Below are 23,195 nucleotides of genomic sequence, written 5' to 3' on the forward strand. Positions count from 1 at the left end.
TTGCATTTTTGTATTCAATAGGGAGAGTTATCATGCGTTTTAAACTTGTTGTGCTTATTTGTTTGTTTTTAAAGTTTGATGGATTTGCTCAACCCTTCAAATTTGCTCATGTTACAGATACCCATATTGGTAATGTAACAGGTGCTGATGATTTACGTAGAACCGTTCGGGATATCAACCGTAACTCTGAACTTAAATTTGTTATCGTATCAGGCGATGTAACTGAATTTGGCTCTGATGAAGAGCTAAAATTGGCTAAACAGATTTTGGATAGCTTAAACAAACCTTATTATGTAACTCCGGGTAACCATGATACCAATTGGTCTGAGAGTGGCGGAAATTCATTTTTAACTACTTTTAAATCTGGTACTTTTACCTTTACTTATAACGGATACAGGTTTGTGGGTACGGGTTCTGGTCCGTATATGAGGATGGGGCCTGGCCAAATTCCTAGAGAAGATATCGTGTGGCTAGACTCTGTTTTAAATACCGTTAAAGATAGAACTCCAATTATTTATGTGAATCATTATCCACAAGATTCTTCTTTAAACAATTGGTACAGCGCTATCGATATTCTCAAGAAAAAGAATACCCAATTGATGCTCTGTGGACATGGTCATCAAAACAAAAAATATGAATTTGAGGGTATTCCAAACGTGATGGGACGCTCTAATTTGAGAGCTAAAGATACTGTTGGGGGGTATAACATCATCACTATCGCCAATAACGAAGCTACTTTTACCACTCAAAAACCTTTAACTGATATAAAGGAAACTTGGTTAAGTGTAACGCTTAAAGATCATGCTTTTCATCTTCAGCCAAGTAACTATCCACGACCAAACTTTGCTGTTAATAAGCAGTATCCTCAGGTAAAAGTGAAATGGGAATTTCAAGATGATAGCGATTTGGGTGTTGGAATAGCTCAATTTAAGCATTTATTCATCAGTGCTAATACCAAAGGTGAGGTTTATGCTTTAACCAAGACTAAAGGAAAGCAGCAATGGAAATTTCAAACACAGGGTAAAATATATAGTACTCCTTATGTTTATCAAAATAGCGTTTTAATTGGTTCTACAGATGGGTATTTATATTGTTTAAACGCTAAAACTGGGAATTTAGAGTGGAAGTATAAAACAGCTAGAGCTATTTTAGGTAGTCCTTTAGTTGTGGATGGGATGGTTTATTTTGGCTCTTCAGATGGGCATTTTAGAGCTCTATCTATAGCAGATGGAGGTTTAATCTGGGATTATAAAGAAGTTAAGGGTTTTGTAGTAACCAAGCCACTTTTGTACCAAGGCAAACTCTATTTTGGTAGCTGGGGCAATTATTTTTATGCTTTAGATGCCAAAACAGGTAAAGAGGCTTGGAAATGGACCAATGGCTCTGCCAACAGGATGTACTCGCCGGCTGCATGTTGGCCTGTTGCTGCAAACGGTAAAGTTTTTATAGTTGCACCAGATAGGTATATGACCGCTTTTGATGCCGAAAGTGGAAAAGTTATCTGGCGGGAGACTTTAGCCAATAACAGGGTAAGAGAATCTATAGGTTTATCTGATGATGAACAATTGGTGTACGCTAAAACCATGGATGGTAAAATTATAGGCGTTTCAACAGCTGCCGAAAATTTTAAGGTTAGCTGGGAATCTCCACTACAATTGCCCTATGAGCTTAATCCGGCAGCTATTACAACCTATAAAAATCAGGTTTTTATACCTACCCATTCTGGTTTAGCTGTGGCGCTTAACCAAAAGGATGGAGCGGTAATTTGGAAACATAAAACCTCAAATTGTTTAATAAATACCATAAAACCCATCAGTAATAATGCGGTAATGGTAAGTACAATGGATGGCAAAATCAGCTATCTAAAATATAAGCAACATGATTAAAAAACTCATTATATTTTCTCTGGTATTATTATCAGGCGGAGTGCAGGCGCAAGAATTTTTACAAGTTTCTAAAGCTTCGCAACGATGGGCAGATAGCGTTTATAAAAAGCTAAACAGGAGAGAGAAAATTGCTCAACTCATGGTATTGAGGTTATCAGAAAAAAGTGGTGATTCTGCCATTTTTTATACCAAAGAAGTATCAAGATATATCCAAAAGTATAATATAGGGTCTATTTGCCTTTTTCAAGGGAAAGCTATCCAACAAGCCCTAACGGTTAATCAGCTACAACAGCAAGCCCGTACACCTTTAATGGTTTGTATAGATGGCGAAACTGGTGTTGGGATGCGTTTTGATGACATCTTGCGTTTTCCCAATCAATTAACTTTAGGTGCTGTAGCCAATGCAGATTTAGCTTATCAAATGGGGCAAGCTATAGGTATACAATGTAAAAGGGCAGGTATACAGGTTAATTATGCACCTGTTGTGGATATTAATAATAACCCTGCTAATCCGGTAATTAATGTAAGGTCTTTTGGGGAGAGCAAATACAAAGTAGCTAGATTTGGCATAGCGCTTACGCAAGGCATGCAGCAAGCAGGTGTGATGGCTTGCGCTAAACATTTTCCAGGGCATGGTGATGTAAGTGTTGATTCTCATTATGATTTGCCGGTAATCCCTAAATCTAAATCACAATTAGATTCTTTAGAGATTTATCCCTTTAAAGAAATGATTAAAGCTGGCGTTGGCAGTATGATGATGGGACATTTATACATCCCCGCTATTGATGCTACGGTTAACCAAGCTTCCTCCTTATCCAAAAAAAATGTGACTGATTTGGTAAGAAACGACTTAGGTTTTAAAGGGATTAATTTTACCGATGCGCTGGAAATGAAAGGTGTTGCTAAGTTTTATCCGCAAGGTGAGGCTGCTGCACAGTCTTTAATTGCTGGTAATGATATGTTATGTTTGCCTGGCGATATTAAAGGTAGCATTAAAAGGATTAGAAAAGCTATCCGTAAAAAAGAATTAAGCTGGGATGATATACAAGCGAAAGTAAACCGTGTTTTAATTGCTAAATACAATTTAGGTCTTTATCAAGTACCAGTTATTGATACTTTAAATTTAGTTAACGAGCTTAACGAGTTGGTTATTCCTTTAAAAAAGGAAATCTATAAGCAAGCTATTACAGTGCTTAAACAAACAGATTCTGCTATTACTCCGCTTAACTATAAACAAAAAATAGCATTTGTAGGTGTGGGTTTAAAAGCTGAAAATCATTTTTCAGAGCAGTTAAAAAACATCTATAAAGCAGATAGCTACTGTTTAGCGTATAACTCATCTGAAGAAGAGGCTAATGCTTTATTGCAACAGGTACAAAATAAATATGATGTTATTATTGTGGGTGTACATCAATATGCGAAATACCCGGCTAACAATTTTGGTATTAGTCAAACGGTTATCCATTTTGTTAAGCAGGTTAATCAACAAAATAAAGCTATTAATATTGCTTTTGGTACACCTTATGCCATGAGTAATTTTACAGATTTAAACAATCTGATAGCTGCTTATGAGGATGATAATTTGATGCATGAAGCCGTTTTAAGTTTTTTAAAAGGTGAGATAAAAGCCAATGGTACTTTGCCAGTAAGCATTGGTGGTGATTATCATTTTGGGTTTGGCATTGCAAATAAATAAAAGAGAGAATTAAAAAAAATAAACATGGAAATTGTAACAGAAAAAGAATCTAACTACCACGACTTAGATAAAATGAGCGTTGGAGAAATTTTATATAACATCAATAAAGAAGATCAAACAGTTGCCGATGCTGTTGCTAAAGCTATTCCTCAACTAGAGAAATTAGCAACCATTACGGCAGAGAAAATGAAAAAAGGTGGTCGCTTATTTTATATAGGTGCTGGTACTAGTGGCAGGTTAGGCGTTTTAGACGCATCGGAATGCCCGCCTACTTTTGGTGTTCCGTTTGACTGGATTGTTGGTATTATTGCAGGTGGAGATACTGCCATACGCAGAGCCGTAGAGTTTGCAGAAGACGATACCGAGCAAGCCTGGAAAGACTTGCAAGAATTTGATATTACCGAAGACGATGTGGTAGTAGGTATTGCAGCATCAGGCACTACACCTTATGTGATAGGAGGATTGAATACCGCCAATGCACATGGTATTGTTACAGGTTGTGTGGTTTGTAATGTAGGTAGTCCGGTGGCTGCAGAAGCACAATACCCAGTAGAAGTAGTTGTTGGTCCTGAGTTTGTTTCTGGCTCTACCCGTATGAAATCTGGAACGGCTCAAAAACTTATTCTCAACATGTTAAGTACCAGCGTCATGATTCAGTTAGGTCGTGTAAAAGGTAATAAAATGGTTGATATGCAACTGACTAATCATAAGTTGTTTAGCAGGGGTATTAACATGATTATGCAAGAAACAGGGAAAGACCATGATGTTGCAACGCAATTATTAGAGAAATATGGTAGCGTAAGAAAAGCCATAGAAAGTGTTCTTATCAGCCACTAAAAAATAAAATCATACATGGAGCCCATTACGCTATTATCTTTTTTAATCATCTACTTCTTGATACTTATAGGGGTGTCATATTTTACCTCTAAAGGTTCATCAGATAACGCTAGTTTTTTTATTGCCAACAGAAACTCTAAGTGGTATTTTGTTGCCTTCGGGATGATAGGTACCGCACTTTCTGGTGTTACTTTCATCTCTGTTCCTGGTGCTGTAGATAAGAGTGCTTTTGGTTATTTTCAATTTGTTTTGGGAAATGCTGTGGGCTTTGTTTTGATAGCTACTGTATTACTGCCTTTGTACTATAGGTTAAATATCATTTCTATTTATTCTTATTTAGAGCGCAGGCTGGGCTTCTGGAGCTATAAATCTGGAGCCATGATTTTCTTGATTTCCCGTACCATAGGCTCTGCTTTTAGACTGTATTTGGTAGCTATAGTGTTACAGAAATTTATTTTTGATGCCTGGAATGTGCCTTTCTGGATAACCATCATCATTTGCTTGTTATTGATATGGTCTTACACTTTTAAAGGAGGTTTAAAAACCATTATCATTACAGATACCTTACAAACAGTATTCTTACTTTCGTCTGTTGTATTGTCTATTTATTTTATCGCTAAAAGTTTAAATCTTGATATTGCAGCCACCATAGAAACGGTTAAAACCAGTAGCTATTCGCAAATTTTCTTTTGGGATGATTTTGTGGGTAATAAAAATCATTTTATTAAACAATTTTTAGGTGGTTTATTTATTACCATTGCCATGACAGGCTTAGATCAGGATTTGATGCAGAAAAATCTGAGCTGTAAAAATATAGGCGAAGCACAAAAGAATATGCTCACCTTTACAGGGATATTTGTTTGTATCAATATTTTCTTTTTAAGTGTGGGAGCTTTACTTTATACTTTCGCTGCAGCCAAAGGTATTGATGTAAAAGCTTTAGGTACACCAGACCATCTTTTTCCAGAAATAGCCTTAAATTATCTAGGAGTAGTGCCAGCCATTGTTTTCATGTTGGGTTTAACTGCCGCTACATTTGCTACAACAGATTCTGCCTTAACAGCGCTAACAACATCTTTTTGTGTAGATTTTTTAGGTTTCGATAAAAAGCAAGATCAAAATTCATCAAAACTGGTTAATATCAGGCATTATGTTCATATTGTTTTTTCTGTATTGATTTTTCTTGTGGTATTGATATTTAAACTTATCAATGATGATTCTGTTGTTAATGCTATTTTTAAAGCTGCAGGCTACACTTATGGACCTTTGTTAGGGTTATTTGCTTTTGGGATGTTAACTTACAGAAATGTAAAAGATAGTTTAGTTCCTATTATTTGTATTTTATCGCCAATTTTGTCTTTTGTTATTGACGCTAATTCTTTAAGCTGGTTTAATTATTCGGTAGGTTTCGAATTGATCATCATCAATGCAGCGATTACCTTTTTATGCTTGTTAGCCATTAGTAATCAAAGAGAAAAAGTATTGAAATTTTAGATTAAAGCTATTCTTATGCAACATATAGGCGAGTTACTCCTGTCAGTTTTTCCAAAAGAAAGAATTAAAACCCGACTGATAGATTTAGTAGCTTATGCTTCAGATGCAGGTTTTTACCATTTACAACCTAAAGCCGTTGTACAACCTGTTTCTGTTGACGAGGTTATTGCACTGTTTCATTTCTCTTTACAACATCAAATTCCTTTGACCTTTAGAACTGGCGGAACCAGTTTGTCCGGACAATCCATCACAGATGGTATTTTGGTAGATTTAAGTCAGTATTGGGATAAGATACAGGTAGAGAACGAGGGTAAACACGTAAGGGTACAACCTGGGGTTATTGGTGCTAAGGTAAATCATACTTTAAAGAAATACGGTAAAAAAATGGGTCCTGATCCATCTAGCATCAATTCTGCTATGATGGGAGGGATACTTTCTAACAACTCTAGCGGGATGTGTTGTGGTGTTAAATATAACTCTTACCACACTACTAAATACATACGTTTCGTTTTACCAAATGGGCTCGTTTTCTCAACCGAGCACCCACAAGATTACGAAAGGTTTAAAACAGCATGCCCTGCTATTTATCAGCAAATCCTTAATTTAAAAGCTCAAATCAGTACTGATGAAACTATCCGTAATTTCATCAGAGCTAAATATCTAACCAAAAATACTGTAGGTTACTCGGTAAACGCATTTATAGATTATGATGAGCCTTTAGATATTTTAGCTCATTTATTAATTGGTGCCGAGGGAACTTTAGGTTTTATAGCCGAAGCAGTTTTAGAAACTTTAGACGATTATAAAGAGAAATCTACTGCTTTACTTTACTTTCCTGATATTTATGAAGCTTGTAAGGCTATCATCCCGCTAACGGTTTCTGGTGCAGAAGCAGTAGAATTGATGGATAGGGCTTCTTTACGTTCTATAGAGCATATTAAAGGTGTTCCTGATATTTTGAAATCTTTACCAGATAGCGCTTCGGCTTTATTAATCGAGTATCAGGCTCATACACAAGAAGATTTACAATTCAAAATCAATCAGTTTTTTGCTTTAGCACCAGATTTAAAACTTTTAAATAGTGCAGAGTTTACTACTGATCCTTACGAGCAGGAGTTTTTATGGAAGTTACGTAAGGGGATGTTTCCATCAGTAGGTGCGGTAAGGGCTAGTGGTTCTACCGTGATTTTAGAAGATATTGCTGTCCCGGTAGCACATTTAGGTGATGCCATTTCTGATTTGCAAGTACTTTTTAAGCAATATCAATATGATAACGCTATCATATTTGGGCATGCTAAAGATGGTAATATCCATTTTGTAGTCACGCAATCTTTTAACACAGCAGAAGAAATAAAACGCTATGATAGCTTTTTAAAAGATGTGGTTAATTTGGTTGTTCACAAATACAAGGGTACTCTAAAAGCAGAACACGGAACAGGCAGAAATATGGCTCCTTTTGTGGCTACCGAGTGGGGAGAAGACATTTACCAGGTGATGAAGACTTTAAAAGAGTCTATTGATCCTCAAAACCTATTAAATCCGGGTGTTATCATCAATGCTCATAAAGAAGCTCATATACAGCATTTAAAGGATTTACCATCTGTAGAAGAAGAGGTAGATAAGTGTATGGAATGTGGCTATTGCGAATATATTTGCCCAAGTAGGAATATTACGCTAACTCCTCGCCAGCGTATCGTTGTGAGACGTGAGTTGGTTAACTTACGTGATAAAAGAGCATATCAAAAGCATGAAGAATTGTTACAACAGTTTCAATACGATGGTATGGATACCTGTGCTGTTGATGGTTTATGCGCAACTGCTTGTCCGGTAGAAATCAATACCGGAGATTTAATTAAGCGCTTGAGAAGAGAAAGTCATAACAGGTTTGCTAACCAAACAGCACTTTTGGTGGCTAAAAACTTTGCTTTGGCAGAAACTTTTGCTGGTTTAGGTGTTAAAATAGGAGAAGGCTTAAATGCAGCTTTTGGTAAAAATAGCATGCGTAGTTTTACAAAGGCTGTAAAAAAGCAAATCCCGAGTTTCCCTTTATGGTCTAACCAATTAAAAACTACTGGTAAAACAGCTGTTTTTAAACAGCATGATGTCTTAAGCGGTGTCGTTTATGCGCCTACTTGTATTTCCAGAACAATGGGAGGAAGTGTAGAAAAAGGGAAAAAGAATATCATTTCTACCATGGCTGCTATTTCAGAAAAAACAGGTTTAAGCTTTATCATTCCAAAACAGATTGATGGTTTGTGTTGCGGACAAATTTTTTCTTCTAAAGGTTATCAGGATGCTTACCAGTATACCAGTAACCAAACTATAGAAAAATTGTGGGCAGCATCAGACGGTGGCAAGTTACCTGTGATGTTAGATATCAGCTCTTGTACTTATACATTACAAGGATGTAGAAGGGTGCTTACAGAGGCTAATAAATTAAAATTCGATGCGCTTAAAATTATAGATAGCATTGATTATATAGCAGATTATATCATTCCAAGGATTCAGCATATCAATAAAAAGAAAAATATTGTGCTGCACCCGGTTTGTTCTTTAAAGAAGATGGGTTTACAGCAAAAATTTATAAAAGTAGCTCAGTTTTTTGCAGACGAAGTAATCGTACCTTTTAGCGCAGGTTGTTGTGGTATGGCAGGAGATAGGGGTTTCTTATTCCCTGAATTAACAGCATCAGCAACTTTACCAGAAGCCCAAGAAGTTAATGCTTGTGGTACTTTTGATGGGTATTACTCTAGCGGTAAAACTTGTGAGATGGCCATGTCTGAAGCTGTTGGGCATAACTATGAGTCGATTGTTTATTTGGTTGATGAGTGTTTGGGGGAGTAGTTGGTTAGGTTCTAGTTGGTTAGATGGTTAGTTTTTAGTTGGTTAGGTTCTGGTTTTTTGGTTGTTAGTTCCGATAGCTATCGGGAGTTAGTTCCAAATATGGGGACTTATCTCGTGTTCGTTTGCAACGAGAGCTTAACATGGTTTTACGATTTCATCGTTTTTAACCCCAAAGGTTTGATGTTTTTTAACCCCAAAGTGCGCAAAGGACACAGAGTTGGGCGGATATCCTAGACACGAGATAGTCTATAAAATATTTATTTATCAAATTCTTAAATAACCCAGCTAAGTCTATTTATCTTGCGCTCGTTTGCAACGAGAGCTTAATATGGTTTAACGATTTCATCGTTTTTAACCTCTAAGATTTAATATTTTTTAACCACAAAGTTCGCAAAGGTCACGGAGTTGGGCGGATATCCTTAACGGGGTAGTTTATTATCTTGCGCTCGTTTGTAACGAGTTTTTAACATGTCTTCACGATTTCATCGTTTTTAACGCCAAAAATATTTATCATAACCTAGCTAAGTTTGCCACTTTTAGTTCCTCTGAGCACTCTGTGCCCTCCGCGGTTAAAAAAATAAAACAGCTTTCAATCATAAAATAAAGCTTTTTATCTTGCACTCGTTTTGCAACGAGAGCTTACCTGTCTTAACGATTTCATCGTTTTTAATCTAAAAGGTTTAATTTTTAACCACAAAGTTCGCAAAGGTCACGGAGTTGAGCGGATATCTTTAATCTAACGGGGTACACAATAATTATTTATAGAATTAAAAATTTGTCTAAGTCTACCTTTTAACTACCGTTGGGAGTTCTGTGTTTTTGGTAAAGAAATAGTGTTTTGGGTTATTAAATATATAACCTACATAGTATTTAAGTGTTAAATATAAGTAAACAATATTCTAAACTTCGAACGTTAATGATTTCTAAAAATTATAGTAAAGTATGTTTGTGCTAATAGCTTGCTTATAGTATGAGTATAGGTTAAACCTTCTGTAATCTTGCTATAAGATTGCTGTAACCTTGCTATAACAGGTTTAATGTAGTGATTTTAAATAGAAAATTAAATTTGAAGGTACGCATTTTTTTAGAAAAATCAACAAAAATTAAGTCTACTTTTTTAAGTATTTAAAGAGAGGAAAGTTAAGCAGGCAGGGTTTAATATTAAGCAGAAACTCTAGCTATGTCCATGTATATAATTAAAGTTTTATTTAATATCTCTATTAAAGCCTTGATAATCAGATTGGAATATTGATTGTTTACAAGACTCCTTATGGTATTTGTGTGTTAAGTTTTTTATTTTGAAGGATGTGTTTTTAAGTTTTTTTTAATGTTTTTTTAATTTCGAGTAGTTATAAGAAATAAAAATTATTTCTTTAAAAATAATTTTATTTAAAATTTTCTTTATATAGTATTGTGGTTTATTTATGCCTATGAATAAATTTTTACTATCAATTCTGATATTTTTTGCCACTCATAGTTTTGCTTTCCAGTCATCTGGGAATGAAAATTTTATTTCAAGCGTCACTTTTTCTGCTAACTATGTTGTGGGAGACTACATAGAGTTTGTAAAAGTAGTTCCTTATGATGCAGGTGCTAGTGGCTATTATGAGATAAGCATCTCTTATACTAGAGGGAATATTGCTGCATCTTCGGTACATCTGGCTAGTATATCACATGCTAATCCAAGTGTATGGAGAGAAGTAGCTATGATTAATAGCAATTCTTACATAACCCCAGGGCAAAGAAACTTTACTATTGATTGTAATACAGATTCAGCAAATCCTAGGTTTAGAGTAAGAGCCACTCAAACGTTAGGTGTAGCAGCTCCTATAACAGTCAATATTAAAGTAAGATCTATAAATCTCAATGGTTTTTGGACAGCTTTATCACAAACGGGTAATGATGTAAGTATGGATAAGTTTTTACCCATGACTGATGAATGGAATCTTTATGTAGGTAATAATATTACAAATGAAGGAGCTAAACTTGCACTTAAAGCTATTCATAATGGTAATGTCGGCATTGGTACATCAACCCCTGATGAAAAACTCACCGTAAAGGGCAAAATCCATGCAGAAGAAGTTCGGGTTGATTTAAATGTACCGGGACCTGATTATGTATTTGAACAAGATTATCAGCTAAAATCTCTACCAGAAATACAAGCTTTTATAAAAGAAAATAAACATTTGCCAGAAGTTCCTTCTGCTAAAGAAATGCAAGAAAAGGGGATTAATTTGAGTGAAATGAATATGCTGCTTTTGAAAAAAGTAGAAGAATTAACCTTACATCTTATAGATCAAAATAAAGCTTTAAGAGAGTTGAAAGATTCTAATAATTATCTCATCGAACAAATAGAACTTCTTAAGAAGAAATAAATTCATGAAAATAAAAAATACTTTAATTTTATTATTTGCTTGTCTTACGGTTCAGGCGCAAACTAATCTTTTTCCACCAGATGGAAATGTTGGAATAGGAACCACTAATCCACTAACAAAACTAAATATAAATGTCGGTTCTGGCGGAGCGAATGGTAGCGTGGGTTTAAGCATAGGATCTGTCTTAAACTATCCTAGTTTAGAATTAGGTATTGAAAATGATTACGATGGTATGATTAAGACCTATGGGAATGATCTTAAAATTTATGCTGGTCATTGGAAAACTTTAGGTGCAATCTCAACAGAAAATCATAGCATATCATTCCATACTAGTAGAGTCGGTTTTTCAGATTGGAGCACTGCTAAAATGATACTAAATCATATGGGGAATGTAGGCATTGGTACCACCACTCCAGATGAAAAACTCACTGTAAAGGGTAAAATACACGCAGAAGAAGTTCGGGTTGATTTAAATGTACCGGGACCTGATTATGTATTTGAACAAGATTATCAGCTAAAATCTCTACCAGAAATACAAGCTTTTATAAAAGAAAATAAACATTTGCCAGAAGTTCCCTCTGCTAAAGAAATGGAAGAAAAGGGGATTAATTTGAGTGAAATGAATATGCTGCTTTTGAAAAAAGTAGAAGAATTGACTTTGTATTTGATTAAGCAGAATGAGATGCGAAAAGTCCAAGAAAGTAAACTCATTAAATTGGAACATCAGAATCAAATTTTGTTTAACATCGTTGAAAAACTCAATCGCAAAACTTATGATTAAATTATCCATTTTGTTTTTTACTGCTATTTTTTTAGAAGTAAATGTGGCTAATGCGCAGGAAACATTGCAATCTGTTATGGACAGAGGAAGTACTACGAGCAATGATATCAGTTTTTCCATTGATGGTAGGGCGTTAAGAATTAATCCTGGAGGATGGTTATCCACTTGGCTTATTGGTAAAGGTTATGATCTTAATCTTGGAGATTATACAAAAATTGGAGTTGCAGGAGGTCCGGATTATTCAAATAAAGGAATTTGGATTTATGGCGGTACAGGGAATGTTGGTATTGGAACTAACAATCCTATTGAAAGTTTAGAATTAGGAGCTGGTTTCTTAAAATCAGGTCATATATCTTTTGGACATGATATTATAAGCGGTAAAGGTCCAAAAAATTACTCAACAGTAGGTATTGATAATCATGCTTCTTTTTTTTTAGGTTCAAATCTTTATATTTCTGACGATGCAGTTTTGAAAATAGCTAAAAATCATTCAACTTTAAGTGGTGCCGGTATTCTAATCCCAGGTAACGGTCAGGAAAACCAGGGTTCTATCATTTTTAATACTGCAGTACCGGCTAATGTAATTGCAGAAACGCCTTATCATAGCCCAAGAATGATTATCAATGGAACGGGCAATGTCGGCATAGGTACCACCACTCCAGATGAAAAACTCACTGTAAAGGGTAAAATACACGCAGAAGAAGTTCGGGTTGATTTAAATGTACCGGGACCTGACTATGTATTTGAGCAAGATTATCAGCTTAAATCTCTACCAGAAATACAAGCTTTTATTAAAGAAAATAAACATTTACCAGAAATTCCTTCGGCTAAAGAAATGGAAGAAAAGGGGATTAACTTGAGTGAGATGAATATGCTATTGTTGAAAAAAGTAGAGGAGTTGACTTTGCATTTGATTAAGCAGAATGAAGAGATAAAGGAATTAAAAGATGAAATAAAGGCAATTAAGACAAAACTGTAGAATGAAGTATACTTTTACCTTTTTAATGAGCTTGTTTGTTACAAGCATTTCATTTTCACAAACCAATGTTTTTCCATTAGATGGAAATGTGGGTATAGGGACTTTAACACCATTTCAGAAATTAGAAGTTTCAGGAGGAATAGGTTTTTCTAATCAAAATTCTCAAGATAAGAAACTTTATTCTCCAGCAGATGGAACACTAGAGTGGATGACACATAATGCTGCTGTTGAACATGGTTTTGCTATAAGTCATCAAGGTTTTAAAACCGTTTATCTAAATACCTCGGGTATAAGTTATTTTAATGGCGGTAATATTGGTATAGGAACTACTAGTCCAGTGAGTTTATTGGATATTAGAGGCAGATTAACAGTTCCTGAAATATCATTTGCACTAAATGGTACGGACGATTCTGATCCTTATAGATTAAGAAAAGTTCAATCATCATCTAATGTTAATTGGCTTGAGTTACAATTGAATGATGATTACAATGAATCTTTCAGAATTTATGGAAATTCTTGTGAAGGATTTAATTGTTTAGAATATAGTGGTAATTTATATCATTCATTTGATGCCTCAGGAAATGTTTATCATAAAGGCAATGTAGGCATAGGTACCACCATTCCAGATGAAAAACTTACCGTAAAGGGTAAAATACATGCGGAGGAAGTTCGGGTAGATTTAAATGTACCGGGACCTGATTATGTATTTGAAGAAAACTATCAGCTAAAATCTCTATCAGAAATACAAGCTTTCATAAAGGAAAATAAACATTTACCAGAAGTTCCCTCTGCTAAAGAAATGGAAGAAAAGGGGATTAATTTGAGTGAGATGAATATGCTATTATTAAAAAAGGTAGAAGAATTAACCTTACATCTTATCAAACAAGATGAATATTTAAAAGCCAGTCAGTATCAGCAGGAAAATATTCTTAAACAGTTGGCCATCCTGATGAAGCGTAATGAAGATTTAGAAAAACAAATTAACCAGTTCATAAAAAATGATTAAACATCTACTTTTAGTTTCTTTATTTTTTAGTTACTACCTAGTTCATGCACAAACTCAAACCAGAGATAATGCAGGTTTGCAAGGTAATCAAGGTGCAACCTCTGGTTTTTTTGAAACTTACCAACCTATTAATTACCCGGCTGGAGCAAGTGATTGGTGGCATTTACTTGATGTTAGACATACTAACCCTAATAATAATTACGCTATGCAATTTTCAGGGTCTTTTTTTGACCAAGAATTATATTTCCGTAAAACTAATCATAATCCTGCTCAAGCGTGGTCCAGAATACCAACCGAAAATGGTGGTGCATTTACTGTAAAAGCAAAATCATGGTTTTCTCATGGTAATACAAGTATACAGGGCTATTCATGGACGGATGCTGCTTTAACTACCAACAGTATAGAAATTGTTAATAATGAGGGTACTGTAAATAATAGTTCGCCTACTTTAGCATTCCATCGATATGGAAGCGGTGGTCCGCAATTTCGACTATCTGCAGATGGCTCAAATATTCTTTATTTAGAGAGTTCAGGAGCAAACTCTGCCCGAAGCCCTTTAGCTTATGGAGGTGGGCCTAATAGTTATTTTACTAAACTTCATATAGATGGGGCTTTATCTGTTAAAGGCCAAATACGTTCTTCAGAAGTTAAGGTAGAAGTTGGTCCATGGCCAGATTATGTTTTTGAAGATAAATATACCCTAAGAAGCTTAGATGATGTAGCTGCTTTTATTAAAGAAAATAAACATTTACCAGAAGTTCCGTCAGCAAGTACCGTAAAAGAAGAGGGTGTTAGTTTAGGCGAGATGAATAGTATTTTATTAAAAAAGGTGGAAGAACTTACCCTTTATCTTTTAAAACAAGACTCGCAAATGAAAGAAATGGCTTCTCAAATTCTACAGTTACAGCAGGAAATAGATACCATTAAGAAATAAGATAATCTAAAGGACACTTATGAAAACGTTAAACATTTAACCTAAGCTTATGAAAAAAATATACTTCATCATTTTATGTACTTGTTGCTTAATGCTTAAGTTGCAAGCACAAGAGCGACTTACGTTTACTTATGATGCAGCAGGTAACCAAACCCAACGTAAATGGATTTGTGCTAACTGTAGCTCAAGCGCTTACAGGCCAACTGAGGAGCAAGTAAAATTATTAAATGATTCAAAATTTGCTGATGAAGATAAAGAGCCTAAAAGAAGTTTAGAAGGCTTTCCTAATCCTGTAACAGAACAAATGCAGGTAAAATGGAGCTCTAATGAGCAAATTTATGTAAAGCAGCTCATGCTTTTTAGCGTTTTGGGTGTTAAAGTGCTAGAAAAGACATTTCAGAGTTATGAACAAAGCACCATTTTAGATTTTACTTCATTGGCTCCAGGTATCTATGTCTTACAAGCCATTTATTCAGATAACCTTAAAGAAACCTTGAAAATATTTAAAAAATAAAACATCTATTTATGAAAAGAGTTCTACTTATTTTTCTTGTTTTAAATGAGTTAAGTTTATTTGCAAATCAAGATACTATAGTTAATAATCATATCGTAAATCAAGATAGTATTAGCAAAAGCTTGTTAAATGTTAATGATAGCATAACTTATAGTAAAGAAAATAGTATAGTTATCTTAAGAGATACTTTTAAATTAGATGATGTTTCGTCTAAGAATATTAGTTCTTTGCCGATATCAAAACAAATTGATCAAACAAATACTTTTCAGAGCACATCCTTACCTGAAATAGCAGTTGGGAAAACAAATGGTGTAATTGATGTTAGTCCTACAGGAGCTGCCACTTATACTATTCCAATTTCTTTGCCTCCCGGTATAAATGGTTTTGTTCCACAAATAGCCTTATCTTACAATAGTCAAGGTAACATCGGATTAGCTGGAATTGGCTGGAGTATAAATGGATTATCTTCAATAACACGTGTACCTGCGACTAATTTTCATGACAATAGGGTTGGAAATATAAATTTTGATTCTGGCGATCGGTATGCCTTAGATGGCCAGAGATTAATTCTTAAAAGTGGTGTTTATGGAGGTGACGGAGCTATTTATGAAACTGAAAACTATTCTAATATAAAAATTATTTCTCATGGTACTTCTCATTATGGAGCTACTTATGGACCAAATTATTTTGAAGTAATTTATCCAGATGGTACAAAATCTTTTTATGGAATTTCATATGAATCAAAGACTATTTTAACTTATGCTATAACATATTCTGAAAATATTAAAGGCTTAAGAATTAGTTATAATTATACCAATTCTAATAATACTTTAATAATAGAAAGTATTAAATATGGGGGTGTAGGAATAACCCCCGCTATTAATCAGATAAATTTTAGTTATAGTGCCTCCTTAAGAACAGAACAAGGTTATATTGGAGGATTTAGTTTTGGTAATAGTAAAATATTAACTGAAATTAATGTTTTAACTGATGGAGTAGGTTTTAGAAATTATAGTTTAAGTTATGACGCTGTTCCTTCACTAAAATATCAACGATTAATAAGTTTAATAGAATATAATGGAGATAAAACAGAATCTTTTGTGCCGATTAATTTTACATATGAAAATTCTTTAAATAGCTTAATATATGCGGGTAAAGAACAATTTGGTCTTTCTGGGATGAATAGTGCAAATTGCAAAGTTCTTAATGAAGATTTTACAGGAGATGGTAAAACTGATTTTATTATTAGTCCTAATAATCCAAACTCTTCAGTAAAAGATAAGATTTATCTTTTACTAGATCCAGATTATGTGATTGATAATTCACAAGTAGTTTCGACAGTAAATACTGGTACTTATCTTGATGTTTTTCCTGCTAAACAACTGGATAATAATAATAAATTATTAAAAAACTCAGGATTAATTTTTATTAAAAACGATGGGGATTATAAACTTAAGTTTCAAACATATTCTATAGTTCGACCTTTAGGTATCTATGGTATAAAATTAGAGGATGAAAAAGTGTGGGAAGGAGTACCCTCACATAGTTATTTTTCAGAATGTACAAGTGAATATGTTGTAGTAGGAGATATACCAAGAACCTTTTTATCAGGTGATTTTAATGGAGATGGATTAACAGATTTAGTTTCGGTAACAAAGCCTTACGAGCAGTTTTTTGATTATAAAGTTGATAATGATTATTGTGTTGATTGTTGTTATCAATCTAGTTACACTATTAATTCAGCCGTAGTAAATTTTATCAATCTTGATAGAAGAATAGAATCAAATTTTGTTTTATATGCAGGATCTTTATTAGCTCCAAACAATAATAATAACCAATTAATAACGGCTGACTTTAATGGAGATGGTAAAACAGATATTTTACAGATTACTTCAGGTAAAATGTATGTTTATGGATTTAATGACAATAATAATATTTATAAGATTTGGGAAACATCTGATAATAGAATTACTACCAATCAGGATTTTAAGCCATTACTAGGAGATTATAATGGAGACGGAAAAGCCGATATTATCTTTCCTACAGTTTTGCAGACGTTTTCTAATAGTTATAATTTTTATCATACAAATAGTCAGATTTATGCTGTATTTTTATCTACAGGAAAAGATTTTTTTAAGACAGAAAGAAGTATGCCTTTTGGTAATGCTAAAGTAAATCCTTATAATGGTCATTTTAAATTTATAAATTATATCTCAGCTGATATAAATGGCGATAATAAGTCTGATTTTATAAGAATAACTACTGATACTTACAACAATCAAATACAGGGGCAATTACAGGTTTCTACGTTTAGCAATATAGGAGGTGAAAATAATTCGAATGTTGCAATGGTTGAAGCAGGCCCTTTTATGAATACAATTACCACTAGTCTTATTCATTATCCTATTCCAGTGTTTAAAACAGGTGATAAGCCTAATTATAATTTAGAGTTTGGGTTGCTGAGTAATAATGGACTTCATTCTTTTAAATTTACAAAAGATTTTAAAAAAGAGTCTGTAATTGACCAGATAAGTCAACAAGCAATTTCATACAAAATAACATATAAACCTTTAATCTATAATGTTGATAATTATGATGAGCTTCAGATTTACCAACAGGACTTCAACCAAATTTTTCCTTATATTGATATTCAAAATGCTCTCGGACTAAAAGTTGTTAGTAAAATAGAACGGCAAAACTATTATTCAACTGGAATAGCATTAAAACAAGTTTTATCATACCAAGGAGCCGTTACTCATAGTAATGGATTAGGCTTTCTTGGTTTTAAAAAAATAACACGTAGTAATTGGTATTATGATGAAGATCCAAACAGATTTTATAATATAACTATAACGAGTCCGATTCAACGCGGAGCTGTAATTAAGAAATTTGCTACTAAATATCCTTTTATAAATGATATAATAGAATCTAAAAATATTCCAGAACTAAATGTTTTAAGATTTACCTCTGTAGTTGGTCAAGAAATTGTTACAGCATCTCAATCTGTAACTCTTTTACCTGGATTTATAGCAAATGGTTCAAATGGTACATTTTTAGCTAAGATTAATAATCCAGCTACTGGTATAGATGATGGTGCTACAATTAGTGACTATATAACCAGAACAGATTACACATACAAAACTGAATTGCTTCCAAATAAAGTTTATAAAAATTTTACTACCTCTGTATCTGTAAAAGATAATTTAACAGGAACCAACACTTTAAAAACTTTTGAATACGATAGCTATCTAAATTTAGTGAAAGAGCAGCAAAATTTCTCAGGGCAAGGGACAACTATAACGGAGATAACTTATAGTAATTATGAAGGCAATACTAGTTATCATATAGGAAGGCCTCTTAATAAAAAAACTACCAATAATGCTGCAGGAGACGTTTTTACAACAGAAGAAGAGTATACCTATACAGATTACCTACCTATACAAATAAAAAAGAAAGGACACGGCGCCCCTTTTATTACGGAGAATTTAACTTATGATAATTTTGGCAATGTTTTGTCCAAAGCAGTAGTTACAACTGATGGGCAGCGTACATCATCCAAAACCTATGATGCTAGAGGAAGGTTTGTTGTTTCTGAAACAGACACGGAAGGAATGACAACTGTTTATACTTCTGACCAAGTAACTGGGAATATCTTATCAAAAACTAATCCATATAATCAAACCGAAAGTTTTGTATATGATAGTTGGGGAAAATTGATAGAAACTACAGATTATCTTGGTTTTAAATCAAGGATTTCATATGTAAGATCTGGTACAGAGACCTATATTTTAACAAATGATGATAAAGGAACGGAAGCCTTTCAAATAATAAATTTTATAGGTGAAAAAATACAAAACTCTTTTAAAGATGTAACAGGTCAATGGATAAGCACTAGTTTTCAATATGACACATATGAAAGGTTAAGGAAAAGAAGTGAATCCCATTTTGAACCAGGATATAATGCTATTAAACAATGGAATATAACAGATTATGATGAGTATGGTAGGACGATAAGCTTAACTAGCTATACAGGTAAGGTAACCAATATCAGTTATAATGGTTTAACAACAACTGTTAATGATGGTACTAAAACTACCACTACTACCAAAAACGCTTTAGGACAAATAACTAGTGTACAGGACCTAGGAGGCACCATCAGCTATACCTATGATGCCGTAGGTAATATGAAAACGGCCAATTATGATGGCGTAGTGCAGCAAATTACGTATGATGGTTGGGGCAGGAAAATCCAATTGACCGATCCTTCTGCCGGAACTTACAATTATGAGTATAATCAGTTTGGCGAAACCACTAAAGAAATTTCACCTAAAGGGACAACTATATATACTTACCAACCCAATACTGGCAAGCTATTAGCAAAAACGCTCACTGGCGATAATACGCAGATGAGCTGGACCTATACTTATGATGGCAGTACAAAGCTACTCAATTCTTTAGCCCTCACCAATGCTGATGGTAACAATACTAATTATACTTATACGTACGATAGCAATAAGCGGCCTGCCAGTATAGTAGAAGATAACCTACATGCCCGCTTTGTGAAAAGTTTTACTTATGATGACTTTGGCAGGATAAATACAGAAACATCAGAAGCTAAAAATAAAGCGAACAATAAAATAGCTAGTAAAACCTTACAATATCATTATCAGTATGGAGAGGTGTTAAAAGTAACCGACCAAGTTTCAGGCTTAAGAATTCATGAAATCCAGAGTTTAAATGAACGGGGGCAGGTCCTTACAGCTTTAATGGGTAATAACTTAAAACAAAATGATGGTTATGATAGCTATGGTTTACCACAAAACTTTGTTACACAAAAGCTGGTAGGCAATCCTACTAATCTCATGAATTTAAGTTATACTTTTAATGTCCAACGAGCGCTATTAACCAACAGAAGCAATAGCGCCTTTAGTTGGAACGAGAGTTTTGCTTATGACAGCCAAGACCGTTTAACTAATTTTAACGATAATCATGGTAACAACAGCCACATTTATGATAATAAAGGACGTATTACGAATAACAGCCAGTTAGGAGATTATACCTATAATAATTACCAACAAACCCAGTTAAATAATTTGGTAAGTACAGCTCAAACATGGTATCAAGATAGAGCTTTACAGCAAATTACCTATAACGCCTTTAAAAGCCCAATAGAAATAAACGAAGAGGGTAAAGAAAGGATAAGTTTCCAGTACAATGCAGGTTTACAGCGGGCCCACATGTACTATGGCAGTACAGCAACAGAAAAAATGGATCGTCCTTACCGTCGTCATTACAGTGAAGACGGTACGATGGAAATCACCGAAGATATACAAAACGGTACCACCAATTTTGTGTTTTACTTAGGAGGTGATGCTTACAGTGCACCAGCTATATGGAAAGAAATACACCATAGCAATGCCCAACCTTTAGATGCGCAGTTATATTTTCTACATCGCGACCATTTGGGTAGTATCGTGATGATTACGGATGCAACAGGTAATATAGCAGAAAAAAGGCAATTTGATGCCTGGGGAAATATTGTTAAATTAGAGAATGGAAACGGTGTTCCATTAACTGCCTTTGTTATCCTCGACCGTGGATACACAGGGCATGAGCATTTATTAGGCGTATCCTTAATACACATGAATGGCCGCTTGTATGACTCTAAATTACACAGGTTTTTACAACCGGATAATTATGTACAAGACCCATACAATAGCCAGAATTTTAATAGGTATGGCTATGTATATAATAACCCGTTAAGCCATGTGGACCCTAGTGGGGAGTTTATACATTTAATAGTAGGAGCTGTAATAGGTGGTGTGATAAATTGGGCTGCTAATGGCGCTAAGTTTAGTTGGAAAGGATTAGCACATTTTGGTATTGGGGCTTTGGCTGGTGCAGCGGCGGCTGGTATTGGAGCAGGTGTTAATGTTGCTATGGCAGGCGGAAGTTTTGGCGCAGGATTTATGGGTACGGCTGCAGGAGTTTCATCAACAGGCTTTATTGCTGGTGCAGCAACCGGAGCAAGTGCAGGTTTTACCAATGGATTTGTTAGTGGAATTGGGAATACAGCATTAAATGGTGGGAATATAGGTGAATCTTTAGGTGCCGGTTTTAAAAATGGATTTAAACAGGGAATAGCTGGAGGAATAACAGGAGGAGTTTTTGGAGGGATAGATGCTTTAACCAAGGATGTAAACTTTTTTACAGGGAAGGCACATCTTGATCTTTCAGACGGTTACGGAGCTCATGGTATTAGTGAGAAATTAACCGAAATTCAAGGGAAACATGTGGGTAAATTTGAGGGAGTCAATGTTTACGAATCTTCATCCTTAAATGGCGATGCCGCAGTTACTTTGCCCGGACGTGGTATAACCGTCGGCAAGGGTGTTTTTACCTTAAATACTAATCCTACACTTATGCAACATGAATATGGTCATATATTGCAAGTAGGAGAAGTTGGATTAATTGATTTTTATCGAGTAATCGGAAAAGAAAGCCTTATGAGTGCTGCTATGAACGGCAAATTTGGACATGTCCATCAAAAATTCTGGACAGAAACTTGGGCCAATTTCTTATCAAGTAATTATTTTGGAAGTAGGTATATTAATACAGGTAAATTCCCAATACAAGATATTAACTGGGTTAACAAGCTCAAGTTTTTTAGACTTTTTTAACAAATAAAAGTGACAAAGATGAAATATTGGTTTTTAGGTTTATTCTGCTTTTTAGAATTAGGTTGCGTATATGACCCACCAACAGCTACGCTAGAAGTTTTTAATTATAGTGATTCAGCAATTTATGTTGCAGAAAATTGCGAGTGTAATCTCACAGCACTTCCGATTCTAAGATTGTTTGAAACAAGAGATGATGGTGCTACTGATGTAAAAGGTCAAGCATTTCCCGAAATTTACTCTCCTAATTATCGAATTAATCCGTATCAGATAGGAAACATTGGGTATTTTGGTACTCCTAAAAACAGAGAAGTTCAATGTGAAAATGGTGTAATTTGCTTATTTTTTATTAAAGAGATTACAATGAGGAATTACAGTTGGGATGAAATTGTTGAAAAAAAACTATATAATAAAAAGTTAAGCTTTAATAAAGAGCAACTGGACAGTTTAGATTGGAAAATTAAATACGAACCTTAGTTCTTTTATATCCTAAGCTGGTGCTAGCTTACAACTTGCACCACTACTATAAAATCGAAGATTTATAAATATAAATTTTATAATAAAGAAAGTTTGTATTTGTAATTTCTGCAACCCCCATTTTGGCGCAAGTATGCAGCCAGGGTAATGAGAAGAGGGTACTTGTGCCTGAGTAAGAATTTTGTATAATTATAACGGTATGATAGAGGTTATTAAAGGTTTTGCTAATAAAGGCATAAGTACTCAGCCGCACATGTCTAAGGCTGCATACTTGCGCCAGAGGAGGCGACGTAGCTCCTGGTCGCACAAGGTTTAGCTTTAATAACACTTCTAAATATACTATTACTCCTGGAAATGCAGAAGTTATTGCATTTGATGATATAGCATCACCAGGTATAGAACAAGTGGACTTAGAATTAAATATTGGTAAGCAAAATATTCATCATGGTTCAACTCAAATAGATGGAAGAAGTTACCTTACTTCGGACCCTAATTCTTTATTAAAAGATTTAAATAATGGTAAATTTATAAATGCAGGGATTAATCATAGAGGCATGCCAATTGTAAAATTTAATGGTAATATAGGTAATGTTCTCAATCTTTCTGGTCAAAATTTAGGACCTACTCCATTTGGGGTAATTCATATTAATGCTAAAGGACAAATACACATAGTGCCATATTTATTTAAGAAATAA

The 23,195-nt window shown here is 34.3% G+C and carries 14 protein-coding genes; all 14 read left to right on the forward strand.

Annotation, left to right across the window (positions count from 1 at the left end; all coding sequences use genetic code 11):
• Nucleotides 1-32: 32 nt before the first annotated feature.
• Nucleotides 33-1,886 carry a PQQ-binding-like beta-propeller repeat protein gene (locus B2745_RS07350; RefSeq protein WP_304064816.1) on the forward strand — a complete coding sequence of 618 codons (1,854 nt, stop codon included), beginning with the start codon at nucleotides 33-35 and terminating at the stop codon, nucleotides 1,884-1,886.
• Entirely contained in the window at nucleotides 1,879-3,582 is a 1,704-nt protein-coding gene (locus B2745_RS07355; RefSeq protein ID WP_304064819.1) for a glycoside hydrolase family 3 protein, read from the forward strand. Before B2745_RS07350 ends, B2745_RS07355 begins: the two co-directional genes overlap by 8 nt.
• A gap of 24 nt (nucleotides 3,583-3,606) precedes the next feature.
• Entirely contained in the window at nucleotides 3,607-4,419 is an 813-nt protein-coding gene (gene murQ / locus B2745_RS07360) for an N-acetylmuramic acid 6-phosphate etherase (RefSeq protein WP_026902534.1), read from the forward strand.
• A gap of 15 nt (nucleotides 4,420-4,434) precedes the next feature.
• Nucleotides 4,435-5,913 carry a sodium:solute symporter gene (locus B2745_RS07365; RefSeq protein WP_304064822.1) on the forward strand — a complete coding sequence of 493 codons (1,479 nt, stop codon included), beginning with the start codon at nucleotides 4,435-4,437 and terminating at the stop codon, nucleotides 5,911-5,913.
• Between the two features lie 15 nt (nucleotides 5,914-5,928).
• The gene (locus tag B2745_RS07370) at nucleotides 5,929-8,757 is read left to right on the forward strand and encodes an FAD-binding and (Fe-S)-binding domain-containing protein (protein ID WP_304064825.1); all 2,829 of its coding nucleotides are present in this window, start codon (nucleotides 5,929-5,931) and stop codon (nucleotides 8,755-8,757) included.
• Between the two features lie 1,430 nt (nucleotides 8,758-10,187).
• Nucleotides 10,188-11,132, forward strand: a complete 945-nt coding sequence (locus B2745_RS07375; protein WP_304064827.1) for a tail fiber protein — start codon at nucleotides 10,188-10,190, stop codon at nucleotides 11,130-11,132.
• Between the two features lie 4 nt (nucleotides 11,133-11,136).
• The gene (locus tag B2745_RS07380; RefSeq protein WP_304064829.1) at nucleotides 11,137-11,913 is read left to right on the forward strand and encodes a tail fiber protein; all 777 of its coding nucleotides are present in this window, start codon (nucleotides 11,137-11,139) and stop codon (nucleotides 11,911-11,913) included.
• Nucleotides 11,906-12,892, forward strand: coding sequence for a tail fiber protein (locus tag B2745_RS07385; protein WP_304064832.1), 987 nt, complete (start codon nucleotides 11,906-11,908; stop codon nucleotides 12,890-12,892). Before B2745_RS07380 ends, B2745_RS07385 begins: the two co-directional genes overlap by 8 nt.
• A gap of 1 nt (nucleotide 12,893) precedes the next feature.
• A complete protein-coding gene (locus B2745_RS07390) occupies nucleotides 12,894-13,898 on the forward strand; it encodes a tail fiber protein (protein WP_304064835.1) in 1,005 nt (334 codons plus the stop codon).
• Nucleotides 13,891-14,832, forward strand: a complete 942-nt coding sequence (locus tag B2745_RS07395) for a hypothetical protein (RefSeq protein ID WP_304064838.1) — start codon at nucleotides 13,891-13,893, stop codon at nucleotides 14,830-14,832. The genes B2745_RS07390 and B2745_RS07395 overlap by 8 nt, the downstream gene beginning before the upstream one ends.
• 49 nt (nucleotides 14,833-14,881) lie before the next feature.
• Nucleotides 14,882-15,346: a T9SS type A sorting domain-containing protein gene (locus B2745_RS07400; protein ID WP_304064841.1), complete on the forward strand. Its 465-nt coding sequence runs from the start codon at nucleotides 14,882-14,884 to the stop codon at nucleotides 15,344-15,346.
• Between the two features lie 11 nt (nucleotides 15,347-15,357).
• Nucleotides 15,358-22,026: an RHS repeat-associated core domain-containing protein gene (locus B2745_RS07405; protein ID WP_304064844.1), complete on the forward strand. Its 6,669-nt coding sequence runs from the start codon at nucleotides 15,358-15,360 to the stop codon at nucleotides 22,024-22,026.
• Between the two features lie 18 nt (nucleotides 22,027-22,044).
• The gene (locus B2745_RS07410; protein ID WP_304064846.1) at nucleotides 22,045-22,500 is read left to right on the forward strand and encodes a hypothetical protein; all 456 of its coding nucleotides are present in this window, start codon (nucleotides 22,045-22,047) and stop codon (nucleotides 22,498-22,500) included.
• A gap of 404 nt (nucleotides 22,501-22,904) precedes the next feature.
• Nucleotides 22,905-23,195 carry a polymorphic toxin type 50 domain-containing protein gene (locus tag B2745_RS07415; RefSeq protein ID WP_304064849.1) on the forward strand — a complete coding sequence of 97 codons (291 nt, stop codon included), beginning with the start codon at nucleotides 22,905-22,907 and terminating at the stop codon, nucleotides 23,193-23,195.

The organism is Pedobacter glucosidilyticus (assembly GCF_002483235.1).
Taxonomy (GTDB): domain Bacteria; phylum Bacteroidota; class Bacteroidia; order Sphingobacteriales; family Sphingobacteriaceae; genus Pseudopedobacter; species Pseudopedobacter glucosidilyticum_B.